Annotated in this window: 13 protein-coding genes and 1 pseudogene; 6 read left to right on the top strand and 8 right to left on the bottom strand. The window is 50.1% G+C overall.

The genetic code is table 11. The features are described 5' to 3' along the window. Positions 1 to 124: 124 nt before the first annotated feature. A complete protein-coding gene (locus CCY32_RS02330; RefSeq protein WP_088328943.1) occupies positions 125 to 2,614 on the top strand; it encodes a prolyl oligopeptidase family serine peptidase in 2,490 nt (829 codons plus the stop codon). A 118-nt stretch (positions 2,615 to 2,732) separates the two neighbouring features. Here the strand turns inward: CCY32_RS02330 and ppc are convergent, their stop codons facing one another. The 3 genes from ppc to CCY32_RS02315 form a co-directional block, all read right to left on the bottom strand. Further along, a complete protein-coding gene (ppc, locus tag CCY32_RS02325) occupies positions 2,733 to 5,348 on the bottom strand; it encodes a phosphoenolpyruvate carboxylase (protein ID WP_088328942.1) in 2,616 nt (871 codons plus the stop codon). Positions 5,349 to 5,520: 172 nt separating this feature from the next. Further along, positions 5,521 to 5,829 carry an isoamylase early set domain-containing protein gene (locus CCY32_RS02320; RefSeq protein ID WP_088328941.1) on the bottom strand — a complete coding sequence of 103 codons (309 nt, stop codon included), beginning with the start codon at positions 5,827 to 5,829 and terminating at the stop codon, positions 5,521 to 5,523. 308 nt (positions 5,830 to 6,137) lie between these two features. Beyond that, entirely contained in the window at positions 6,138 to 6,419 is a 282-nt protein-coding gene (locus tag CCY32_RS02315) for an RNA-binding protein (RefSeq protein WP_246840503.1), read from the bottom strand. A 380-nt stretch (positions 6,420 to 6,799) separates the two neighbouring features. Between CCY32_RS02315 and CCY32_RS02310 the strand changes: the two genes are divergently transcribed. Further along, entirely contained in the window at positions 6,800 to 8,854 is a 2,055-nt protein-coding gene (locus tag CCY32_RS02310) for an EAL domain-containing protein (RefSeq protein ID WP_088328939.1), read from the top strand. A gap of 75 nt (positions 8,855 to 8,929) precedes the next feature. On the opposite strand, the gene CCY32_RS02305 is transcribed toward CCY32_RS02310, so the two are convergent. The 3 genes from CCY32_RS02305 to CCY32_RS02295 all read right to left on the bottom strand — a co-directional run bounded on the left by CCY32_RS02305 (position 8,930) and on the right by CCY32_RS02295 (position 12,911). Next, a complete protein-coding gene (locus CCY32_RS02305) occupies positions 8,930 to 10,363 on the bottom strand; it encodes an amidohydrolase family protein (protein WP_088328938.1) in 1,434 nt (477 codons plus the stop codon). Between the two features lie 55 nt (positions 10,364 to 10,418). Then, positions 10,419 to 11,498 (bottom strand): helix-turn-helix transcriptional regulator, encoded by a 1,080-nt coding sequence (locus CCY32_RS02300; protein ID WP_088328937.1) that lies wholly within the window; start codon positions 11,496 to 11,498, stop codon positions 10,419 to 10,421. Positions 11,499 to 11,639: 141 nt separating this feature from the next. Beyond that, positions 11,640 to 12,911: an aminotransferase class I/II-fold pyridoxal phosphate-dependent enzyme gene (locus CCY32_RS02295; protein ID WP_088328936.1), complete on the bottom strand. Its 1,272-nt coding sequence runs from the start codon at positions 12,909 to 12,911 to the stop codon at positions 11,640 to 11,642. A gap of 246 nt (positions 12,912 to 13,157) precedes the next feature. Between CCY32_RS02295 and CCY32_RS17155 the strand changes: the two genes are divergently transcribed. Together CCY32_RS17155 and CCY32_RS02290 are read left to right on the top strand one after the other, a co-directional pair. Further along, positions 13,158 to 13,307: a hypothetical protein gene (locus tag CCY32_RS17155; RefSeq protein WP_168171409.1), complete on the top strand. Its 150-nt coding sequence runs from the start codon at positions 13,158 to 13,160 to the stop codon at positions 13,305 to 13,307. Between the two features lie 10 nt (positions 13,308 to 13,317). Next, positions 13,318 to 14,082, top strand: a complete 765-nt coding sequence (locus tag CCY32_RS02290; protein ID WP_141096160.1) for a hypothetical protein — start codon at positions 13,318 to 13,320, stop codon at positions 14,080 to 14,082. Positions 14,083 to 14,287: 205 nt separating this feature from the next. Here the strand turns inward: CCY32_RS02290 and CCY32_RS17420 are convergent, their stop codons facing one another. After that, positions 14,288 to 16,048: a PAS domain S-box protein gene (locus CCY32_RS17420; protein ID WP_088328934.1), complete on the bottom strand. Its 1,761-nt coding sequence runs from the start codon at positions 16,046 to 16,048 to the stop codon at positions 14,288 to 14,290. 239 nt (positions 16,049 to 16,287) lie between these two features. Further along, positions 16,288 to 16,416, bottom strand: a pseudogene (locus CCY32_RS17070) (sulfate transporter CysZ); the annotation flags it as partial. Positions 16,417 to 16,585: 169 nt separating this feature from the next. Between CCY32_RS17070 and CCY32_RS02275 the strand changes: the two are divergent. Together CCY32_RS02275 and CCY32_RS02270 are read left to right on the top strand one after the other, a co-directional pair. Continuing rightward, complete coding sequence (locus CCY32_RS02275; protein WP_088328932.1) at positions 16,586 to 17,188, top strand: PAS domain-containing protein; 603 nt, start codon at positions 16,586 to 16,588, stop codon at positions 17,186 to 17,188. Positions 17,189 to 17,251: 63 nt separating this feature from the next. Beyond that, positions 17,252 to 19,813 (top strand): chemotaxis protein CheB, encoded by a 2,562-nt coding sequence (locus CCY32_RS02270; RefSeq protein WP_246840502.1) that lies wholly within the window; start codon positions 17,252 to 17,254, stop codon positions 19,811 to 19,813.

Genomic DNA, 19,813 nt, shown 5'->3' with positions numbered 1-19,813 from the left:
TAGGGTAAAAGTATGTTCGGACTTTACGCCGTGAAGTGCAACAAAGATCAGTTCATATTTGCACGAGCGAATTAGTTTGCGCTTTAATGTGCGGGTTTACCATGCCAATTGAGGAATAATAAGAATGCTGAAAAGCTCCAGAACACTTTTGGTGGTGATGATCACGGCCGGGCTGAGCGCCTGCGCTGCGACCCAGCAGCCTGCCACCACTGACACGTCAACTGCACCTGTTACCCAGGTCAAATCGGTCGAAGCTGCTGCGGCGGTTGCAACGTCCGGTGATACCATCACCCTAGAGCAAATCATGGCCGACCCGGATTGGTTGGGCCGGCAGCCAGAGTCAGCGTATTGGGGGCTGGACAGCGTATCGGTGCGCTATTTGCGTAAGCAGCAGGGCTCGCCGGTTAAGGATATCTGGCAAACCAGTGTTGCTGAGGGCGGCAACGGCAGTCCGGTTGCGTTGGCGGAGTATCATCTGGCCGATAATAAAAATCGGGTTTTTAACCAGGATCACAGCAAAGTCGCATGGTTGTTTGAAGGAAATTTGTTTTTAAAGGATTTGGTCTCCGGTGAGGTGCAACAGCTAACCCGCTCCGAGCAGTCAAAGCAGCAGCCTGTTTTCCTCCTCGATGGACGCCTGGCTTACCAAAGTAATAACAGTATTCAGGCAATAGATCTGAACACCGGGCTGACACAGCAGCTGGTCAGCTGGAAGTTTGCTGAGGCCCCAGAAGCGGTAAAGCCGCCGGCAGATTATCTGGCGAAGAAACAACTTGAGCTGATTCAATATGTGGCGAAAGAGCGTGAAGCGCGTCAGGCCCAATTTGATCGTAAGCAGGCCCTTAACGCCAAAAACACAATGATGGTGCCGGAACCCTTTTATTTTGATGAAGCCTACGAAACCGTTCAGGCGAGCCTTTCTCCTGATGGTAAGCGCATGATTCTGGCAATCCAGAAAGATATACCCAGCCGTGATGAGGGCGACATTATGCCCAACTACATAGGTGAAGATGGGCGCATTAAAACCGAGTCGGTGCGACGGATGGTGGTGGACGCCAAACCCCGCAGCCAACAGCTGTGGTTGCTGGACTTATCTGACCATAGTCAGGCGAAGCTCGGATATGAAACCTTACCCGGCTACAATGAGGATGTGCTGGCCGAGGTCAAACGAGAAAACGCCGAAGCCAGGGGAGAAACCTACACGGTCAACAGGTTGCCACGGGATGTTGGTCTGATCACAGACTGGTACTGGACACAAAGTGCCATTAACTGGCATGCCAATGGTGAGCAGGTCGCAGTCATGCTCAAAGCCTGGGACAATAAAGATCGCTGGATAGCCACGGTCGATTTTCGCAATAACCAACTGGTGAGTGAGCATCGTCTGCATGACGACGCCTGGATCAATTACAAGTTCAATAGCTTTGGCTGGCTCAATCACAGTGAAACGCTGTACTTTATATCTGAGCAATCAGGCTATGCCCACTTGTATACCAAAACCCCTGGTGCCAAAGAGTTGGCAATGACCTATGGCGACTATGAAGTCGATGATCTCACCCTGACCCGGGATGATCGCTACATGTATTTTCGCGCTAATATCAAGCATCCGGGCATTTATGAAGTGTACCGGGTCAACCTGCAAAACGGTGATATTGAGGCACTGACCGACATGGGCGGCAACAATCAATATGTGCTGAGTCCCGATGAAAGCCAGTTTCTCATTACCCATGGCACGGTTACCATGCCTGAAGAGCTATACGTACAAAAAGCCGAAATCGGCGCCAGACCGGTTAAACTGACGGACACCGTCAGTGAGGCTTTTAAAGCGCTACCCTGGAGCGCGCCAAAAATTGTACCGGTTCCCTCGAGTCATACAGACAAACCTATTTATGCCAAGGTGTACCTGCCCGAAGACTATCAAAATGGCGAACCAAGAAAAGCGGTTATCTTTAACCATGGCGCAGGCTATCTACAGAACTCGCACCTTGGTTGGGCGGTATATTTCCGTGAATTCATGTTCCACAGTATGCTGGTACAACAAGGATATGTGGTCATGGATATGGATTACCGTGCCTCACAGGGGTATGGTCGGGACTGGCGCACTGCCATTTACCGTCAGATGGGAACACCGGAGACACAGGATCTCAAAGATGGCGTAAACTGGCTGACAGAACACGCCAATGTAGGCCGCGATAACATTTGTACCTACGGCGGCTCCTACGGTGGGTTTATGACGTTTATGGCATTGTTTACCGAGCCGGATTTGTTTCAGTGTGGCGCGGCACTTCGTCCGGTAACAGACTGGGCCTATTATAATACGCCCTATACCAGCAATATCCTTAACACCCCCGAGGTGGATGAACTGGCGTATACCCGCAGTTCTCCCATTTACTATGCAGAAGGGCTGGACAAGCCGCTGCTGATTAATGCGCCCATGATTGATGACAATGTATTTTTTGTTGATGTGGTGCGCTTGGTGCAACGCTTAATCGAGCTGGAAAAGACCGATTTTGAAACCGCTATTTATCCGGTGGAGCCCCATGGTTTTCGCCAGCCCAGTTCGTGGCTGGATGAATACCGCAGAATTTATCAGTTGTTTGAAGAGAACCTGAACTGACTAAGACGATTAAACTAAGTAAAAAAGCCCCTGTAACCAAGGTTGCAGGGGCTTTTTTGATCCCAGACGTAGCTTTGCAATCGCATTAATCCACCGACGTCCGTTTATTCCCGGCAGGCTAACCGGTGTTACGCATGCCCACCGCAATGCCGGCAATCGCCACCATCATTGCCCGCTCCAGTAGCGGATTTGCCGTCTTCTGTTGGCGCACACGACTCAGTAGCTCAATTTGTAGCATATGCAACGGTTCAAGATATCCTGCACGGATTTGCATGGATTCTTTACCCTGCGGATCCTGCTCCATGGAGCTGCTTTGTTTCATCAGTTGCAATAACAGCGCCTGACTGTGAGCCAGCTCATCACGCAAGCCCTGACCAAAGTGCTGTAACTTTTGAGGTACCAGTCTTTTGTCATACTCTTCGGCAATGCGGGGCTCGGCTTTGGCAAAAACCATATCAAGCATTGAAAGACGAGTTTTAAAGAATGGCCAGTGTTCAATCATTTGCTCCAGCGTGTCTTGTTGTCCTTCTTCAATCGCGGTTTCAACGGCTTTCATGACCCCTAACCAGGAGGGCAATACCATGCGATTCTGCGCCCAGGCAAAGATCCATGGAATCGCGCGAAGGCTCTCAACGCCGCCATCAGGCTTACGCTTGGAGGGACGACTGCCCAGGGGCAGCTTGCCCAATTCCTCTTCCGGTGTGGCTGCGCGGAAGTAGGGCACGAACTCAGGATCATCTCTTACTACCTGGCGATAATTATCCCGGCCCTTTGCCGCCATGTTGGTAATCAGTTCGCGCCATGCATCTTTGGGGGCTGGCGGAGGCAGTAACATGCCCTCAAGAATCGCACTGGCATACAGTTTCAGGCTTCGTTTGGCTAGCGCTGGCATGCCAAACTTGTAGCGTATGGTTTCACCCTGCTCGGTGACCCGAAAGCCACCTTTAAGGGAGCCCGGAGGCTGAGATAAGATGGCCGCATGGGCGGGCAGACCACCGCGACCAATGGTGCCACCGCGACCATGGAAGAGTGTCAGGTTGACGCCCATCTTATCGGTCAGGGCCACCAGTTTTTCCTGAGACTCATATTGTGCCCAACCAGCCGCCAGGGCACCGGCATCCTTGGCTGAGTCAGAGTAGCCGATCATGACAAATTGCTGGCTCTGAATGTAGCCCCGATACCAGTCAATATCCAATAGCTTACCAATCACCTCAGGGGCGTGATTAAGATCTTCGAGGGTTTCGAAAAGCGGTGCGACCGGCATTGGCCAGTCGATACCCGCTTCCTGAAGCAACAATTGTACACACAGAATATCGGACGGCTGACTGGCCATAGAGATGATGTAAATACCAAAGCCATGCTGATCGTTCTCTGCCAGTACACGACAGGTCTGCAGGACTTCCCGGGCTTCCTCTGATGGTTGCCATTTTCGCGGTAACAGGGGTCTTTTGGATGCCAGCTCTCTGAGTAGGAAAGACTGTTTGTCGTCCTCACTCCAGCTCAGGTAATCCCCCAATCCCAGATAGCGGGTCACTTCGCTGATCACCTGACTATGGCGCTCTGAATGCTGACGTACATCGAGTTTGAGTAAGTGGATGCCAAAGCAATGGGCGCGGCGAATGGTATCAAGTAATTCGCTGTTGGCGACAATTTCCAGCCCGGTTTCGTTTAAAGAGCGATAGCACAGCATCAGCGGTTCTATAAGTTCATGCTGACGGCTTATCCAGGTAGATTGATCCACCCGCTCTCCGGCCAGATACTGTTCAATGCCATCGTGGGTCGCTTGTAGCTTGTCTTTAAGCTGACGCAACACATACCGGTAAGGCTCACGGTGATCACCGGCCTGTTCCCGCAGCTCTTCATTGCAATCGCTCATCGACAACTCCACCTGGAGCTTGTTCACATCCCGATAGAACAAACGTGCCGCCGTCTTGCGGGCCAGCAACAATACCCTGGCCGTCACATCAGCAGTAACAAAGGGGTTGCCATCACGATCACCACCCATCCATGATGAGAAGCGAATGGGGCTGGCATCCAGTGGTAATTGTTGCGAAAAATGGGTTTTAAAACTGCGGTTCATTTCACGCAGGCAGTCAGGTACTGCGTCCCAGAGGGAGTTCTCAATGACGGAAAAGCCCCACTGCGCCTCATCAACCGGGGTGGGGCGTACCGAGCGGATCTCTTCTGTATGCCAGGCCTGACTAATGAGTGCGGCGATACGATTTAGCAGATCTTTACGTTCCTGCTCTGTGGGCGCTTTACCATGAATTTGCGCCAGACAGCTCGCCAGTTCACTGTATTTATGGATCAATGTGCGGCGGGTCACTTCTGTAGGGTGAGCCGTTAATACCAGATCAATTTTCAATTGTTTCAGCGCGGTTGAGAAATCTGTAGCTTGTTGGGGGTGTTGCCCGAGTTTGTCTTTAAGTTCAGCCAGCGGATCGTGGTTATGTTGTGAACTGTTGAATTCCTGTTCGGCAATGTTTGCCAGATTCAGAAACTGCGCAAACGCACGGCCAACGGTTAACAGTTGTTCGTCATCCATTTCACTGAATAACGCCTGTAGCTCCTTGCGCGCTGCCGTTTCTCCCTGAGCACAGCTGCGACCTTGCTTGCGAATCTGTTCAATGCGCTCAAGCCATTGCGGGCCGAGCTGGTTCTCGATGGTCTCCCCGAGAATACTGCCAAGTTGACGCACGGTATCCATCAACTGATGATCAATTGCCTCTGTCATGCTTTGCCTCCGTAAACAGGGATTGTGAGTCCTTACGATACTTTATGTAATTTTATTACAATACAAGGAATTACCTGCATTGTCGAAAATAATCTGAGTAAGGCCTCTTATCAAAAAAAGAAAAGCCCGCGTGAAAGCGGGCTGACTGGGCAGAGCGATGATCAGTGAAAGCTTATACCCGAACCACCGAGTTATCATCCCATGACAGAGGAGAGGGGACATAATCATCAGCACACCAGTCATTTTCCCATTCTTTGTCATCAAGCAGGTAACGAAACTGGTACTGTCCGCCTTTTGGCAAGTCCAGTGTGGCGGTGAATGCCCCGTTTTTTAGCCGCTTCATGGGTGGAGCCTGAGTGTTCCAGTCATTGAAATCACCTACAAGACGGACCTGATGGGCCGTTCTGGCCTCTTCTTTGGACAATTTAAAGGTGACTTTACATACAGGTTTTGATTTCAGGTATTGTTTTTTAACGCTCATGACGGTTTCTCCGGTGGTGGCTAAAAATGTAATAAAATTACAGAAAGATAATGTTACCTCAGTAATGCACAAATATTCATCAATTAATCTGGAATAAGCTTATAGCCTTTCTTCTTGGGATATGGCTGCTCACAGTATAGTTAAAAATGCTGAGAATACGGGAGAAGGACAGCCGGCAACCTTTGTCTTGGTAAAAGCATGGAGGGGGGCGATAGAGTGTGAGTAAACCTCTTTGTACGAAAAAAAAGCCCCGCGATTGCGGGGCTTTAGGAATTCATTCACACCGAGTATCAGTGTACGTTTAGCGCTTAGTAGCGGCCGCCGGTCCTGGGTTTAGGCGGACGGGCTTCGTTAACTACCAAGGCACGACCGGAAACTTCTTTACCGTTCAGATTCTCAATAGCCGCTTCTGCTTCAGCCTTATCTGCAAATTCGACAAAACCAAATCCTTTTGAGCGGTTGGTTTCACGATCCATGATGATTTTGGCGGAGCTGACAGCACCAAAAGCCGCAAAAGCCGCTTCCAAATCCGCATCCGTCATTTGGTATGACAAGTTTCCTACATATAGTTTCATTGCTTCGTTTCTCACGGCTGTTGTCTTTCTACGTCATCAAGGAGCCAACAGCCAGAATCACCTGATGTCGTGTGGATAGCAACCATGCCATCCAACCAGTCAGCTCTAGTGTAGAGGTAAAATTCAAATCTGCGCAATAAAGATCTGCATCAATTCAGCGGATTTTTTACTGTGTCTGTCCCACCTTCAGTAAACGGCTGCCAGTCTTAAACAAGGGGCGCTATTGGTATATAGAGTTTTTGCAAAAAATGTATGAAAAACATTCAATAACAATTGGCTTTCCAGTAGAGTTATATTTGGTTTTGTAAAACCAGAAATAAAGGGTTTGCGCAGACAAGGAGAGCCGTGCAGGAGCCGATTGGCGACTATAATAAAAAGATATCCCGGGAGGACTTATGGCCGAGTCCGGAAATACCAGTCAGTTTACGAATTTTTTTCACTCGTCGGCGCAGCCGATGCTGCTGCTTAGTGCCTTTAATATAGTCGATGCCAATACAGCAGCCCTACACTTGCTAGGGTGCGATAGTGCTGAGCAACTCTGCCATCAGCATTTGCGTGACTGGCTTTCGGTGGAGGTGTTAAACAACGCCGAGCTCACCCTTTCCGATGTCTCTCGTAAAGGACAAGGGAAAGCGAACTGGATCTGGCTGACACCGGAAAAAAAGGCCATAGAAGCTGAGTGCTTTTTAACCCGAATGAGTGAGTCGCCTGAGCCGCTGGTCCACTGCTGCCTGCGGCAGGTTTCACAGCATGGTCCGGGCGCACAGGTACAGTTGCAACTCTACCAACAGATGTTCGATGGCGCTGCTGACGCCATTATTATTACCGATACGAATGAAACCATTCTTTACGCCAATCGTGCCTTCAGCGAGATGCTGGGCTATTCGCTGAGTGAGCTTGCCGGCAATCATGTTAGGCTGATCCGCTCATCTAAACATGAACAGCCTTTTTATGAGCAGATTCGTCAAAATCTCGAAGAAAAGGGCTTCTGGGCTGGTGAAATCTGGGATAAAAGTCGCAGTGGTGAAGAGAATCCCCGCCAGGTTCGCCTGAGTGCCATTGTCGATGAACATCGCAAGCCAAGCTACTTCGTCGGGGTCTATACAGACATCGACAGTAAAGACAGTCGAATGCTGCACCTTGAGGAAATGGCCTATCACGACGATCTCACCGGGTTGCCCAACCGGGCGTTGCTGATGCAGTTATTACCCCATCAGATCAGTCAGTGTCAGCGAACCGAGAGCGGCTTTGCTCTGATGTTTTTGGATCTGGATAAATTCAAACCTGTTAATGACATGATGGGACATGATGCCGGTGATCTGATGCTAAAAGAGGTGGCCGGCCGCTTCTGTACCGTATTGAGAAACAGTGACACGGTCGCCCGCCTTGGAGGCGATGAGTTTGTTATTCTGGTGACGGATGTGCGCAGCGCTGAATCGGTGTCACGGGTGGCACAGAAAATCCATCAATGTCTTGAGCAGCCGTTTTTAATAAAAGGACAGCAGGTTTACATCAGTACCAGTATTGGTATCAGCATGTATCCTGATACCAGCGCCGAGCCTGAAACACTGATCAACCAGGCCGATATTGCCATGTACCGCGCCAAAAAGCGGGGTGAGAACCAACATGTGTTCTATTGTGAAGACCTGAATCAGGAGGTGGTGCGCTTTAAACAGGTTGAGCGGGAGATCCGTGACGCTTTAATCCGAAGTGAGTTCGTGCCTTATTACCAACCCCAGATAGACAGTCGTACCGACAAGATCGTGGGAGTGGAATGTCTGGCCAGATGGCTACATAAAGATAAAGGGGTCATCTCTCCGGCAGATTTTATTGCCGTGGCTGAAAAATCCGGACTGATTCAGGAAATGTTTATGCAGGTACTGGCCCGCGCTATTACTGATATCGGTGATTGGAAGAAACGTTTTGATGCTGATCTTCAGGTTTCAGTGAACATTTCCGGAAATCAGTTCTGTGATCAACATAACATTCAGCAAATGTCTGAGATGCTTAAGGATTCCGGGGTCAGCCCGGATAAGCTCAAAACAGAAATCACCGAAAGTTCGCTGATGGATAATGGTCAGTATCTGCTTGAGCGGTTGAGTTGGGTCAAAACTGCCGGTTTCAGTATTGCACTGGATCATTTTGGCAGTGGCTATTCGAGTTTGCGTCAGTTACAGAATTTACCCCTGGACAGCCTTAAAATTGATAGTTCATTCGTCACAGGCATGGCCAGCCATCCCCGGGACAAAGTTATCATCAAGGCCATTATCCAGCTGTCTAAAACACTCGGTATAGATGTGGTGGCGCAGGGGGTTGAGGATGCCGAGCAAGTAACGTTTTTAAAACAACAGGGCTGCCATGTGATGCAAGGCTATCATTTCAGCCATCCACTCCCGGTACAGGAATTTGCATTGCTACTGGAGCAAAAAGGGGTGGGGACTTCCGCCTGATCCTCTCGGTCTCATGCCTGCGCGCTGCCAGCAAAGTTCCGCGGCAGGCTTTTCCCTTAGTCGCCCTTACAACCCTTACAAGGTGAGCCATAGTTTTTCTAATTGAGTCAGTAAATACCAGCCCAACATTTCATAAAAAGACATATGCCGGGATGCCTGTTGCTTCATTTGTTTAATCGCCATCTCGTCATAATAGATCCCATCGGTAAACACTCCTTTGAGTTGCCGGTAACTGTTAAGGTTTTGCATAGGATCATCTTCTGTCAGCAGCAGATCGGCTTCGAATCCAGGTTTAATCTGGCCTAAACGCTGCTCAAAGCCTAATGCCTTTGCGCCATGCTGAGTGGCTATGGTGACAACGTCATGGGCAGGAATACCGATGGCCTGTAATCGACTCAGTTCGCGGATACTGCCGTCACCACTGACAATAAACCCCGCCCCGGCGTCAGATCCCAGCAACAAGGGGATTTCTGCCTGGTACAGTGCCAGGGTAATGTCACCCATGTAGCGGGATTTCTTCATCCATACGGCTGGATCTGACTGCGAGAGTGCCCAGTCCACACTGCCGCGTAACTGCGTTTGCATGGTGGGATTAATTTTATCCACCATCAGCGTATCCAGATACGCGTGTTTATCACGACTGAGTAACGCCAGTTCATGAAAATTATACAAGGTGGGTGTCACGGCAATGCCAGCTTGCTTCAGTTGATTAATCAGCGCCTCTCTGGGCTTATAGGCGTAGGAATATTGCAGCGGCGCCTGAAACAGCATTTCCGCATGTTCTATGCTTTGCGGTTTTGCCTCAATAAAGCGCTCAAATGGCACGGAAAAGGGCGGGTGGCCGGTAATAGGCATGCCCAGATTGTGAGCTTCTTCTGCAATGGCGGAAAACAGTTCTGTGCTTAATCCATCATAGACTTTGATCAGATTATAGCCCTGGCGATTGAGTCGCCGAACCCATTGTCTGGCCTGTTCTGGGGACTCTATAAACCAATGATGACTTCCATGAGCATATTTTGAGCGCTGGTTCACAATGGGGGTAGAAATGATCAGTTCAGGTCCGGGGCTTTTGCCGCTATTGATTTCGTTGCGGTAGGTGAACAGGTGCGGCATACCGTGCATATTGCGCACGGTGGTGACCCCGTAAGCAAGGTTCATCAGCAAATCAACCCGGTCATAGATATGAACATGCATGTCAATAAGCCCCGGTGATACCACATAGCCCTGCCCATCAATGCGCAGAGCATTTTTCTTATCCCCAATGGGCGCTGTGCTGATTTGATCTATCTTGCCGTTACTGATTAGCAGGCTCACAGGGCCTTTCTGAGAAGGATCTTTGCCCGAGATAGTCACATTGTCGAGAATCACCTGCTGGGCCGATTTACCCGGTATGTCATATGCAGGGCCCTTAAAATAGGCATAAGGGATTGAGGCGGCAATGCCTGATAGCACAGCCAGGCACAATAACAGTATAAGGCGCAGTAGGCCTTTGGCATAAGTCAGATTCATGGGATGGATTCCTCGTTGCTAATAATCGCCCCCACTATGGGTGCAACGTGCGAGATTAGCGTCCCGAATCCGGATTCTGGACCTGTTGAGACAGTGTTCTGGCATATTCGCTGGGGGTCACACCCAACTGTTGTTTGAAAACGGCATTGAATGAAGACTTGGAATTAAACCCGCAATCCAGTGCTATCGCCAGCAGGTTCTGCTGGTGTTTGGGCGTCGCTTGCAGTTGACGGGAAAAGGCCTGCAGGCGTAAGTGGTTAATGTAGTCATTGAAACTTTTTTGCCCGCCAACATTAATGGCCCAGGACAGGTCTTTTTCCTGCATACCGGTATGCTCTGCAAGTTTACGTAAGGTGAGTCTGGGCTGCTGATACCAGTTATGTTGTTGTATCTGTTCGTCTAGCTGAGTGAAAATCTGCTGAGCCTGCACGTGCTCTTTCTCAGAGTAGGTTGTTTTGGTCCGCTTTTGCGCTTCGACATCGTTTTCACTGACCTCCTCAAATAACTCAGGGCGACGTACGGCGAAGAAGATAAGAGTAGCGTAGAGAAAGGCGAACAACAGCTGCATGCTGAAGTACCACCAATAGGCGAGTGTATAGTTCAGAACTGGTTGTAAATTGAGCCGTATCAGATCGACCATCACGATGATGGCAACGGCCACCAACAGTCGTTTTAGCCAGTCCAGTCGATACAGGTCACTGCAGGCGGTGCGCTCTTCAGTGGCGTGATGATAACGCTTGAGCAAACTGATGCTGGCAGCAAAGTACAGCAACTGACTGATGGTACCGACAAATAGAATACCCTGAGGCCAGGTTGTAACAGGAAGCGCCAGAAAAGCAGGTAACAGGTGCAGCAGTCGGCGTGATGTCAGTTCAGCCTCTCCAAACAGAAACCGATACACAAACCAGTAGAATAAAGGACCACAGAGTAGTGAAAAAACGGGGGTGACCAGATGAATATCCCGGGTGATCTGGTTTTCTTCGAGCAGGTTAAACAGGGTGAGAATTCCCACCAGTGCCAGCAGGTAAACCAGACCACGGGCCCGCGGCTGATCATAAAGCAGGGCAATACCCAATGTCACCTGCGCCAATAAGATGATGTGCACCAAAGACACGCTGTGCAAAACCAGTTGCATAACCAATACATCCTGTTGGTTCTTTATAACACCTCGGCTACCCGCGCTAAGCGTGCGGCTTTCAGGTCCTCTTTTATGATGCGACTATTAATCCACAAACCCTGCCAAATGGCGAGGATTTGTGGCCTTTAAATCCAACCTTCAGGCCTTGTCTAAAGCCTGGCGAATGTCGGCGATAATATCGTCGATATGCTCAATTCCCACCGAGATACGTACCATTTCCTCACTGGCACCGGCTTTTTTCAGCTCGTCGGGATTAAGCTGTCGGTGGGTAGTGGATGCAGGGTGGCAGGCCAATGATTTGGCATCACCGATATTCACCAACCGCAAAATCATTTGCAGCGCATCGATAAACCGTCCGCCAGCGGCGCGACCGCCTTTAATGCCAAAGCTGATGATGCCGGAGGCTTTGCCACCGGTAATTTTTTGTGCCGTTGTATGATAAGGGCTGTCTGGTAATGCCGCGTAATTGACCCAGCTTACTTTGTCGTGCTGCTGTAAAAATGCCGCCACCTTTTCAGCGTTTTCGCAATGTCGCTCCATTCTCAATCCTAGGGTTTCCAGTCCCTGAAGCAGTAAAAATGCGCTATGGGGGGAGAGCGCTGAGCCTGTGTTACGTAAAGGTACTACCCGGCACCGGCCAATATAGGCTGCCGGTCCCAGGGCGTCAGTGTAAACCACGCCATGGTAGGAAGGATCGGGTTCATTGAGCACGGGAAAACGATCCGCGTGGGCCTTCCAGTCAAACTTACCCGAATCGATAATCATGCCGCCGATGGTCGTTCCGTGACCGCCAATATATTTGGTCAGCGAGTGCACCACAATGTCGGCACCCAAATCAAAGGGACGGCATAAATAGGGTGTGGCAACGGTATTATCAACGATAACGGGAATGCCGTGACGATGTGCAATCTCGGCGAGTTTCTGAATATCCACCACATTACCTGCCGGATTACCGATAGACTCGCAGAATATGGCTTTGGTGTTGCTATCAATGGCCCCTTCAAATCCTGCGTAGTCATCATGAGAAATCATCCGCACCTCTATTCCCTGACGTGGAAAGGTGTGGGCAAAGAGGTTATAGGTGCCACCATAAAGCTGACTGGTACTGAGAATATTATCACCGGCCCCGGCTATTGCCTGAATAGAGTAGGTGATGGCTGCCATGCCAGAGGCTACCGCCAATCCGCCGATGCCACCTTCCATCTCTGCCAGGCGCTGCTCAAGTACCGCCGTGGTCGGGTTCATGATGCGGGTGTAAATGTTTCCCTGCACTTTAAGATCAAACAGGTCTGCACCATGTTGGGTGTCATCAAAGGTGTAGGACGTGGTCTGATAAATCGGAACCGCCGCGGATTTGGTGGTGGGTTCAGATTCATAGCCATGATGCAGCGCCAGTGACTCGAGTTTCATGATGGGGTTCTCCTGTTATAACGCGTTGTATTTTAATTAATAGTGCCTGAGGCACCGGATAATTGGTAGTCAGCCCTTAGAACACAACTTGCTCACTTATAATGTGTCAGTCACGTTTTAGTCGCAGCGGCATGGGAAGGGATTTTGTTACTTTATGAAAACACTTTTTCACGAATTCCGGATAGCAGTGAAACGGGGCAGGGCGTTACTAAGATCGACAGCGGTCAGCAGGAGGTGTGATCAACGGTGATATTGAACAAAGCGCGTATCATGGGCTATGCCATTGGTCGTATTTTGGCTACGGTTTCTGGCAAATGCCCCCTGAGGGTTTTACCTGTGATTGACATTCCCTTAAGCTACGCTCAGCGGAGTCGTTCAGTGGGCAATATCGGTTAGCAAATTAATTATGGGCAAATTCAGGCAATGCTACAGAAACGGGATACTCTGTCTGATGCTGGTCTTTACCTGTGTTAACGCAGAGCCAGCACCACTGAAGCAGGTAACCTTTGGTGCGGTTGTGTTTCCGCCTTATGTTACCAAAGATGCTCACACCCAGACCTGTTCCGGCGAGGCCATAACCACCACCAGGGAGATACTGGTTGATTATGGATTGAGTCTTCAGGTGGTGTGTGCTTCGGCGCTACGGATTTTTCGTCTGATGGAAACCGCAGAAGTGGATCTCACCGTTAACGTCAAATCTACCCGGGCCATGCCCCCGGGCACCCTGTTCTCTGGACAGCCATTTACTCGCCTGTTTGTGGACCTGTACACCCATCAGGCAGACACAGGCCCCGACTCGGTGGCGGCAATCAGGGGCTACGATTATCACGGCTATCGCCAGGATCTGGAACGCAGAGGATTCAGTTTTGTGGATTTACCTGATGGTCTGGACGCTGTGGAAATGTTCTTAAAGGGGCGCACAAAGCATCTGATCTCCTATCGTGGTCCTTTTGTTCACCGTTTGTCGATGTTGACCGACGCAGGCCCAAAAGATATCAGCAGATTGCCTCTTGCCAGTGTCGATTCCTACTATGCGATTTCTGCCAATTCTCCCTATAAAGACATGTTGTTACAGGTTTTCTCTGAACATGCTTCAACATCGCAACTGACCTATTTCTATCCGGTGGCACAGAGTAAGTGGAAAGAGGCATTTCAGCCCAAAACACAGTGAAAACAATCAAAGGTAAGCCCAAAAACTGAAATACCCGTCGCGCCGCCAATTAAATAATGAACTTTGGCGTTGATGGTTTTGTACACTGCTATTAACCGCTCTTAGGGTATATATCTGCCAGGTTAATAAAGGGGGTCCGGTGGGCTGCACACAACGCATGTTTGGCACAAAAGCGTGCCCCGGTCCGGTTTGTGTGCAGCGGCTATCAGGTTTGGGTGTCATCCATGTAGGCGGATAATCTGTCCACATGGCTTTTGGTTTCATCAATAAGTGATGTGATTTCATGGGCCGATTCGGTGGTTCGTTTAGCCAGGTTACGTACCTCGTCTGCAACCACCGAGAAGCCTCTTCCGGCTTCACCGGCCCGTGCTGACTCGATGGCTGCGTTGAGCGCCAGTAAGTTGGTCTGGTCGGAAATGCCATTGATGGTGCTGATCATACTGCTTATTCGACCGAGAACCGTCGACATGGCACCATGGGTTTCGGCGATCACGGCGTTACGTTCGGACACGTCCGTACCATAGATGAGTACTTTGCTGAGGTTGCCGTCTTCGTCATTAACCGGAGCGATGGCAACAGACAGCCTCGCCTGCTTTTTCTGGTTACACAGAGGCAGAGAAACTTCAGTGTTAATAAATGCACCTTTTTTCAGCTTTTCCCATTCTGAGTGCTCCAGGAAGTTTGACAAGGAAGGCAGGTGTTTAACCAGTTCTTGCTGAGAGGATGCATTAAGTATCTGTACCCCCAATGTATTCGCCGCTGATAGCTTACCGCTGGCATCAAATTCCAGCAGGATATTACTCTCACTGATGGCTTCCATGCGGATATCATTTTCCAGCGATCGACGCTTTGTGTCATCAATGTTGGTCTGAATAGAGATATATTTGTGCAGCCGCCCCGCATTATCGAAGACGGGATTAATAGCCAGACTGATCCAGTAAGCCTGGCCATTTTTGTCATAGTTGAGGATTTCTTCGTAGAAAGCTTCGTTGGCATCCAGCTTTTCACGAATACGCTTTTTGGTTTCTTCGCTGGTGTGCTTTCCCTGAAGCACATGCCCGGGCTTCTTGCCCATTACTTCTTCTCGCTTGTATCCGGTAAGGCGGATAAAACCGGGGTTGACGTATTCAATCAAACCGTCTGCGTCGGTAATGATGACGGAATTATCGGTTTCATTTGCCACGAGCGACAAGGTAGCAAACTCGTCGCGGGTTTTTTTCTCCTCGGTGATGTCTTTCACAAAGGCGGTGTAGAGGATTTTATCGCCCGAATGGACTTTTGATAGCGACAGGTTACCCCAGAGCTGTCGACCGTCCAGAGTTTCAATTTCGACATCCCTTGAGGTGCCAACAATTTTATCCTCACCGGTAGTCCGGTTGGCATTTACGAAATTGTCATGCTGTGACTGAAACATTCTGGGTACCAGCATCTTTACGTTCTTACCCAGTACTTCTTCTCTTGTCGTGCCCCACAAGTTTTCAGCGGCTTTGTTGAAAAAGATGATGTTGTTATGCTCATCTATGGTCACAACCGCATCGATGCATTGCTCCAGCACCTGATCAATCTGGTCTTTAGCCTGTTTTTCTTCAGTGATGTCTTTTACAAACGCCGTGTAGTGGGTTTTGTCACCCACTTTAACCTTGGATAATGAAAGGTTTCCCCAGAGTTTGCTGCCGTCTTTTCGTTCTATCAGTACATCACGGGATTTACCGACAATCTTGTCCTGACCTGTTCGCCGGTTGGCATTGACATAGTCATCGTGGTTTCTCTGAATGGCCTGAGGAACCAGCATCTTCACGTTTTTACCGATGACCTCGTGGGCCTGATACCCCCAGATGGATTGGGCAGCAGTGTTGTAATAGGTGACCAGGTTGTTTTCATCGATGGTGACCACCGCATCAATGGCTTGATCCAGTACTTCCCGATAGTAGTCATGTCCTGAGCGTGCAAACAGATTTTTAAGCAAAATGAGCCCCTTATAAAAAGGTGAAAACTTATTGATGTTGCAAATCCGTTTGAGGGTTGCTGAGCACAGGTACAGCAGCGCTGATAGATTAACTAAACGTTTAAAGGTCAAAAGCAGATCACAATTGGGGCCTAGCGAATAAAAAAAGGCTGGCGTAAGACACGCCAGCCTTTTTCAGGCCAATATTGAAAGCCTGCTGAGGCGGAATAGAGGGCGTCATTACTCCTGCGGCGGCTGAGATTGCAGTGGGGCTGTTTAAACCGGTCCACCCACATGGCGGTAGCGCCGCAGATGGCCACCGGCATCACCAGAAAGTTGATGACCGGGATCATGGTAAACAGGGTGACGGTTACGCCAAAACCAAAACTGGCGGCCTTTACATGGTTTAAGCCGAAATGCACCGGATTCTTCAGTCATCAGAGGCACTCACGCTAAAAATGACGTCTAGCTGCAAGTCAGCCTAAATCTGCGTACTAATCCCTGTCCTTATAGGCTACTATGGCCACCATAACCTCACTGTAGGAACCGGAGTCTGCAATGACTGCAATCTTTGAACAGTCGAATGTCTATACGAAGCTGAGAGACAAAGCTGAAGCACAATTGGAGACCGGTACAACTCAGACAAAAGGTCAGTGGTCGATGGGCGTTGATGCCTTGCGTTTGCTGCACAAACTCTCATCTAATCCTGAAAACGCCACAGATGCGTTAACGTTGTTGCATGAATTGCAGGTTCATCAGATGGAACTCGACCTACAGAATGAGGAAATTGCTTCCAATGAACAGGCACTCGTGGAGGAGCTGGATTTATACCGGACAATCTATGACAGCGCGCCAATGGCATATTGTGTTGTTGATCGCGACGCCGTTGTTATCCAGGCTAACCTCGCAGCCGCGGGGCTTTTTGGCGTTGCACAGGCGTATCTGCCGGGACAGCGTATTGACCACTTTGTGAACCCGCAAAGCCGGCCTTTGCTACGCAGCTTGTTGCAACACGTCATACAAAACCGCGCCAGAGATTGCTGCATAGCCGAAAGGGCTGCTGGGGCAGAGGGGGGCAGGCTGTTGCAATTTCAGGCAACATTGGAGCCAAACAGTGAGCATATTCTGCTGGTCTGCTGTGAGTGCCAACATGTTACCTGATTCTGCCTCGCCGTTTTGTCAAATAGGTAAGGGGACGACGGTCAGGTTATCGGAAAACCAGCAGTGAGCCCACGTATTCTGGGTATCGGGGCATCCGCCGGTGGTCTGGCGCCTCTGGAGCAATTTCTGGCTGCGATTCCGTCGCACAGCAACATGGCCTATGTGGTGGTGCAACATCTCGATCCGACCCATAAAGCCATGCTCTGTGAACTACTCCAGCGCGTGACTTCAATGTCGGTAAAAGAAGCAACTCAGGGCATGTCGATTGAACCTGACTGCGTCTATGTAATTCCGCCGAACAGCGAAATCAGCGTCGTCGACGGTCAACTTAATCTGACAAAGCCTGCTGAACCTCGGGGAATGCGTCTGCCCATCAATGTGCTGTTTTCGTCTCTGGCAAGTGCTCATGGGGATCAAGCCGTCGGCGTGGTGCTCTCGGGTATGGGCGCAGATGGCACCTTAGGTTTGCAGGCTATCAAGGCGGTGGGTGGCCTGACCGCTGTGCAACAGCCAGACAGCGCACAGTTCGATGCTATGCCCCAAAGTGCCATCTCCGCAAACTGTGCCGATATCATTGCGCCGCCGGGTGATTTGCCGGAGCGTATTCTGGCCTGTATTACCGGGGAGACAGAGCCAGCGGAGCCAGTGCCTGCAGAGACTGAATCCGAACCAGAGCGTGAATCAACGCCGTTGCAGCGCATTTTGCGTTTACTGCAGCAGCGAACCCGTCATGACTTCTCACTTTATAAGCCCAGCACATTGCACCGTCGCATTGAGCGGCGTATGGCTATTCATGAAATTGCCACCCTGACACTGTATGCCGACTTTTTGCAGCACAATGCCCAGGAGATTGACCTGCTGTTCAAGGAAGTGCTGATTGGGGTAACCAGTTTTTTCCGCGATGCAACGGTCTGGCAGTATCTGGCCGATACGGCGCTACCACAGTTGTTAGCGCGGCCAGAAAGAGACGCCAACTTGAGGGCCTGGGTAGTTGGATGTTCAACCGGTGAGGAGGCCTACACGCTCGCCATGATCTTCATCGAAGTACTGGAAAAATTACCACAGCATCACAAGTTCACCCTTCAAATTTTCGCGTCGGATCTGAGCCCTGATGCCATTGCCACTGCCCGTCGGGGCCGATATCCATCAGAAATCAGTAACAGTGTCTCGCCAGAGCGACTGGCCCGTTTTTTCAATGCGCAAGACAATGGCTATATGATTAAGCGGGAAATCCGTGATCGGGTGTTATTTGCTCAGCAGGATGTGGTGCTTGATCCACCCTTTACCCGTCTCGATCTGATTTCCTGTCGAAACTTACTGATTTACTTCGATCAGAGTCTACAACGTAAATTAATGCCTTTGTTTCACTATAGTCTGCGCAACGATGGGGTATTGTTACTCGGAAGCTCGGAGACAGTTGGGCGTTATGATAAGCTGTTTATGTCGCTTCAATCGAAACTACGTCTTTATCAGCGTCAGAATAACGCCCAAAGTGGCGATATCCTGTCGACGGTAAAATCTTTTCCACCCCTGTCCCGGATAGCTAAGGAGCTTCCCGTGTCTGCTCACAACACAACTCTTGCGACCCATGATAACCTGCAGGCCGCGGCCGACCGGGTGTTGCTGCAGGTTTACGCGCCTGCTGCTGTGGTAGTGAATCAGGACGGGGATATCGTCTATATCAGCGGACGCACCGGAAAGTATCTGGAACCGGCTGCCGGTAAGGCTAACTGGAATTTTCATGGGATGGTGCGTGAAGGCTTGCGGTTGCCCATTGGTTTAGCCCTGTGTCAGGCAGCTGATGCGAGTGATCCACTGCATTTGCAGGGGTTACAGGTTGAGCTGCCCGGCGGCGCCACGCAAAGCGTTGATATTACCGTACAGGCGCTGCGTGAGCCCACGGCTCTGCGCGGGATGAAGATGATTGTGTTTCGCGATGTTGCTGCTGCCATGGTCAGAAAGGATGATAAAAGCAACTCAAAAACTGCCACGCACAAGGCTTATGCCGCGGAGTTACAACAGTACCAGGATGAAATCCAGATGCTGCGTGAGGAAAACCGCGCCTCCAGGGAGGAGTTACAGTCTGCTAATGAGGAACTGCAGTCAACCAATGAAGAATTGCAATCAACCAACGAAGAACTGACGACCTCAAAAGAGGAAATGCAGTCAATGAACGAAGAGCTGCAAACCATCAATGCGGAAATGCAGACTAAGCTCGATGACCTGGCCCTGGCGCAGAGCGATATGAAAAACCTGCTCAACAGCATTGAGATTGCCATTCTGTTTCTTGATCAGAATTTAAACCTTCGTCGTTTTACTGACCGGGCCTCAGGAATTATCAGTATCCGCGAAGGCGACATCGGCCGACCCCTCAGCGATCTCACTACAACCTTGGAATATCCTGAACTCAACGACGATGCCCAGACAACTCTGAGCACCCTGGTGTTTTGTGAAAAGCAAATCTCTACCACCGATGGCCGCTGGTTTACGGTAAAAATTATGCCCTACCGGCGACTGGATAATGTTATAGACGGAGTGGTGATTACCCTGGTCGATATCACTGCAACCAAGGAACTGGAACATGTTCTGCGCAGTGATTCATCCTCGCGAGCTAAAAAAGACTAA

Origin of the sequence: Lacimicrobium sp. SS2-24, assembly GCF_002201535.1 — a bacterium.
Lineage (GTDB): Bacteria > Pseudomonadota > Gammaproteobacteria > Enterobacterales > Alteromonadaceae > Lacimicrobium.
This window is presented reverse-complemented; position numbering and strand designations above follow the sequence as displayed.

Bases quoted from the DNA above. Each gene is read 5' to 3' on its own strand.
- CCY32_RS02295 (WP_088328936.1), bottom strand. From the start codon at position 12,911: ATGAAACTCGAGTCACTGGCGCTGCATCATGGCTATGAATCTGAACCC.
- CCY32_RS02275 (WP_088328932.1), top strand. From the start codon at position 16,586: ATGACTGCAATCTTTGAACAGTCGAATGTCTATACGAAGCTGAGAGAC.
- CCY32_RS02330 (WP_088328943.1), top strand. From the start codon at position 125: ATGCTGAAAAGCTCCAGAACACTTTTGGTGGTGATGATCACGGCCGGG.
- CCY32_RS02290 (WP_141096160.1), top strand. From the start codon at position 13,318: ATGGGCAAATTCAGGCAATGCTACAGAAACGGGATACTCTGTCTGATG.
- CCY32_RS02310 (WP_088328939.1), top strand. From the start codon at position 6,800: ATGGCCGAGTCCGGAAATACCAGTCAGTTTACGAATTTTTTTCACTCG.
- CCY32_RS02305 (WP_088328938.1), bottom strand. From the start codon at position 10,363: ATGAATCTGACTTATGCCAAAGGCCTACTGCGCCTTATACTGTTATTG.
- ppc (WP_088328942.1), bottom strand. From the start codon at position 5,348: ATGACAGAGGCAATTGATCATCAGTTGATGGATACCGTGCGTCAACTT.
- CCY32_RS02300 (WP_088328937.1), bottom strand. From the start codon at position 11,498: ATGCAACTGGTTTTGCACAGCGTGTCTTTGGTGCACATCATCTTATTG.
- CCY32_RS02320 (WP_088328941.1), bottom strand. From the start codon at position 5,829: ATGAGCGTTAAAAAACAATACCTGAAATCAAAACCTGTATGTAAAGTC.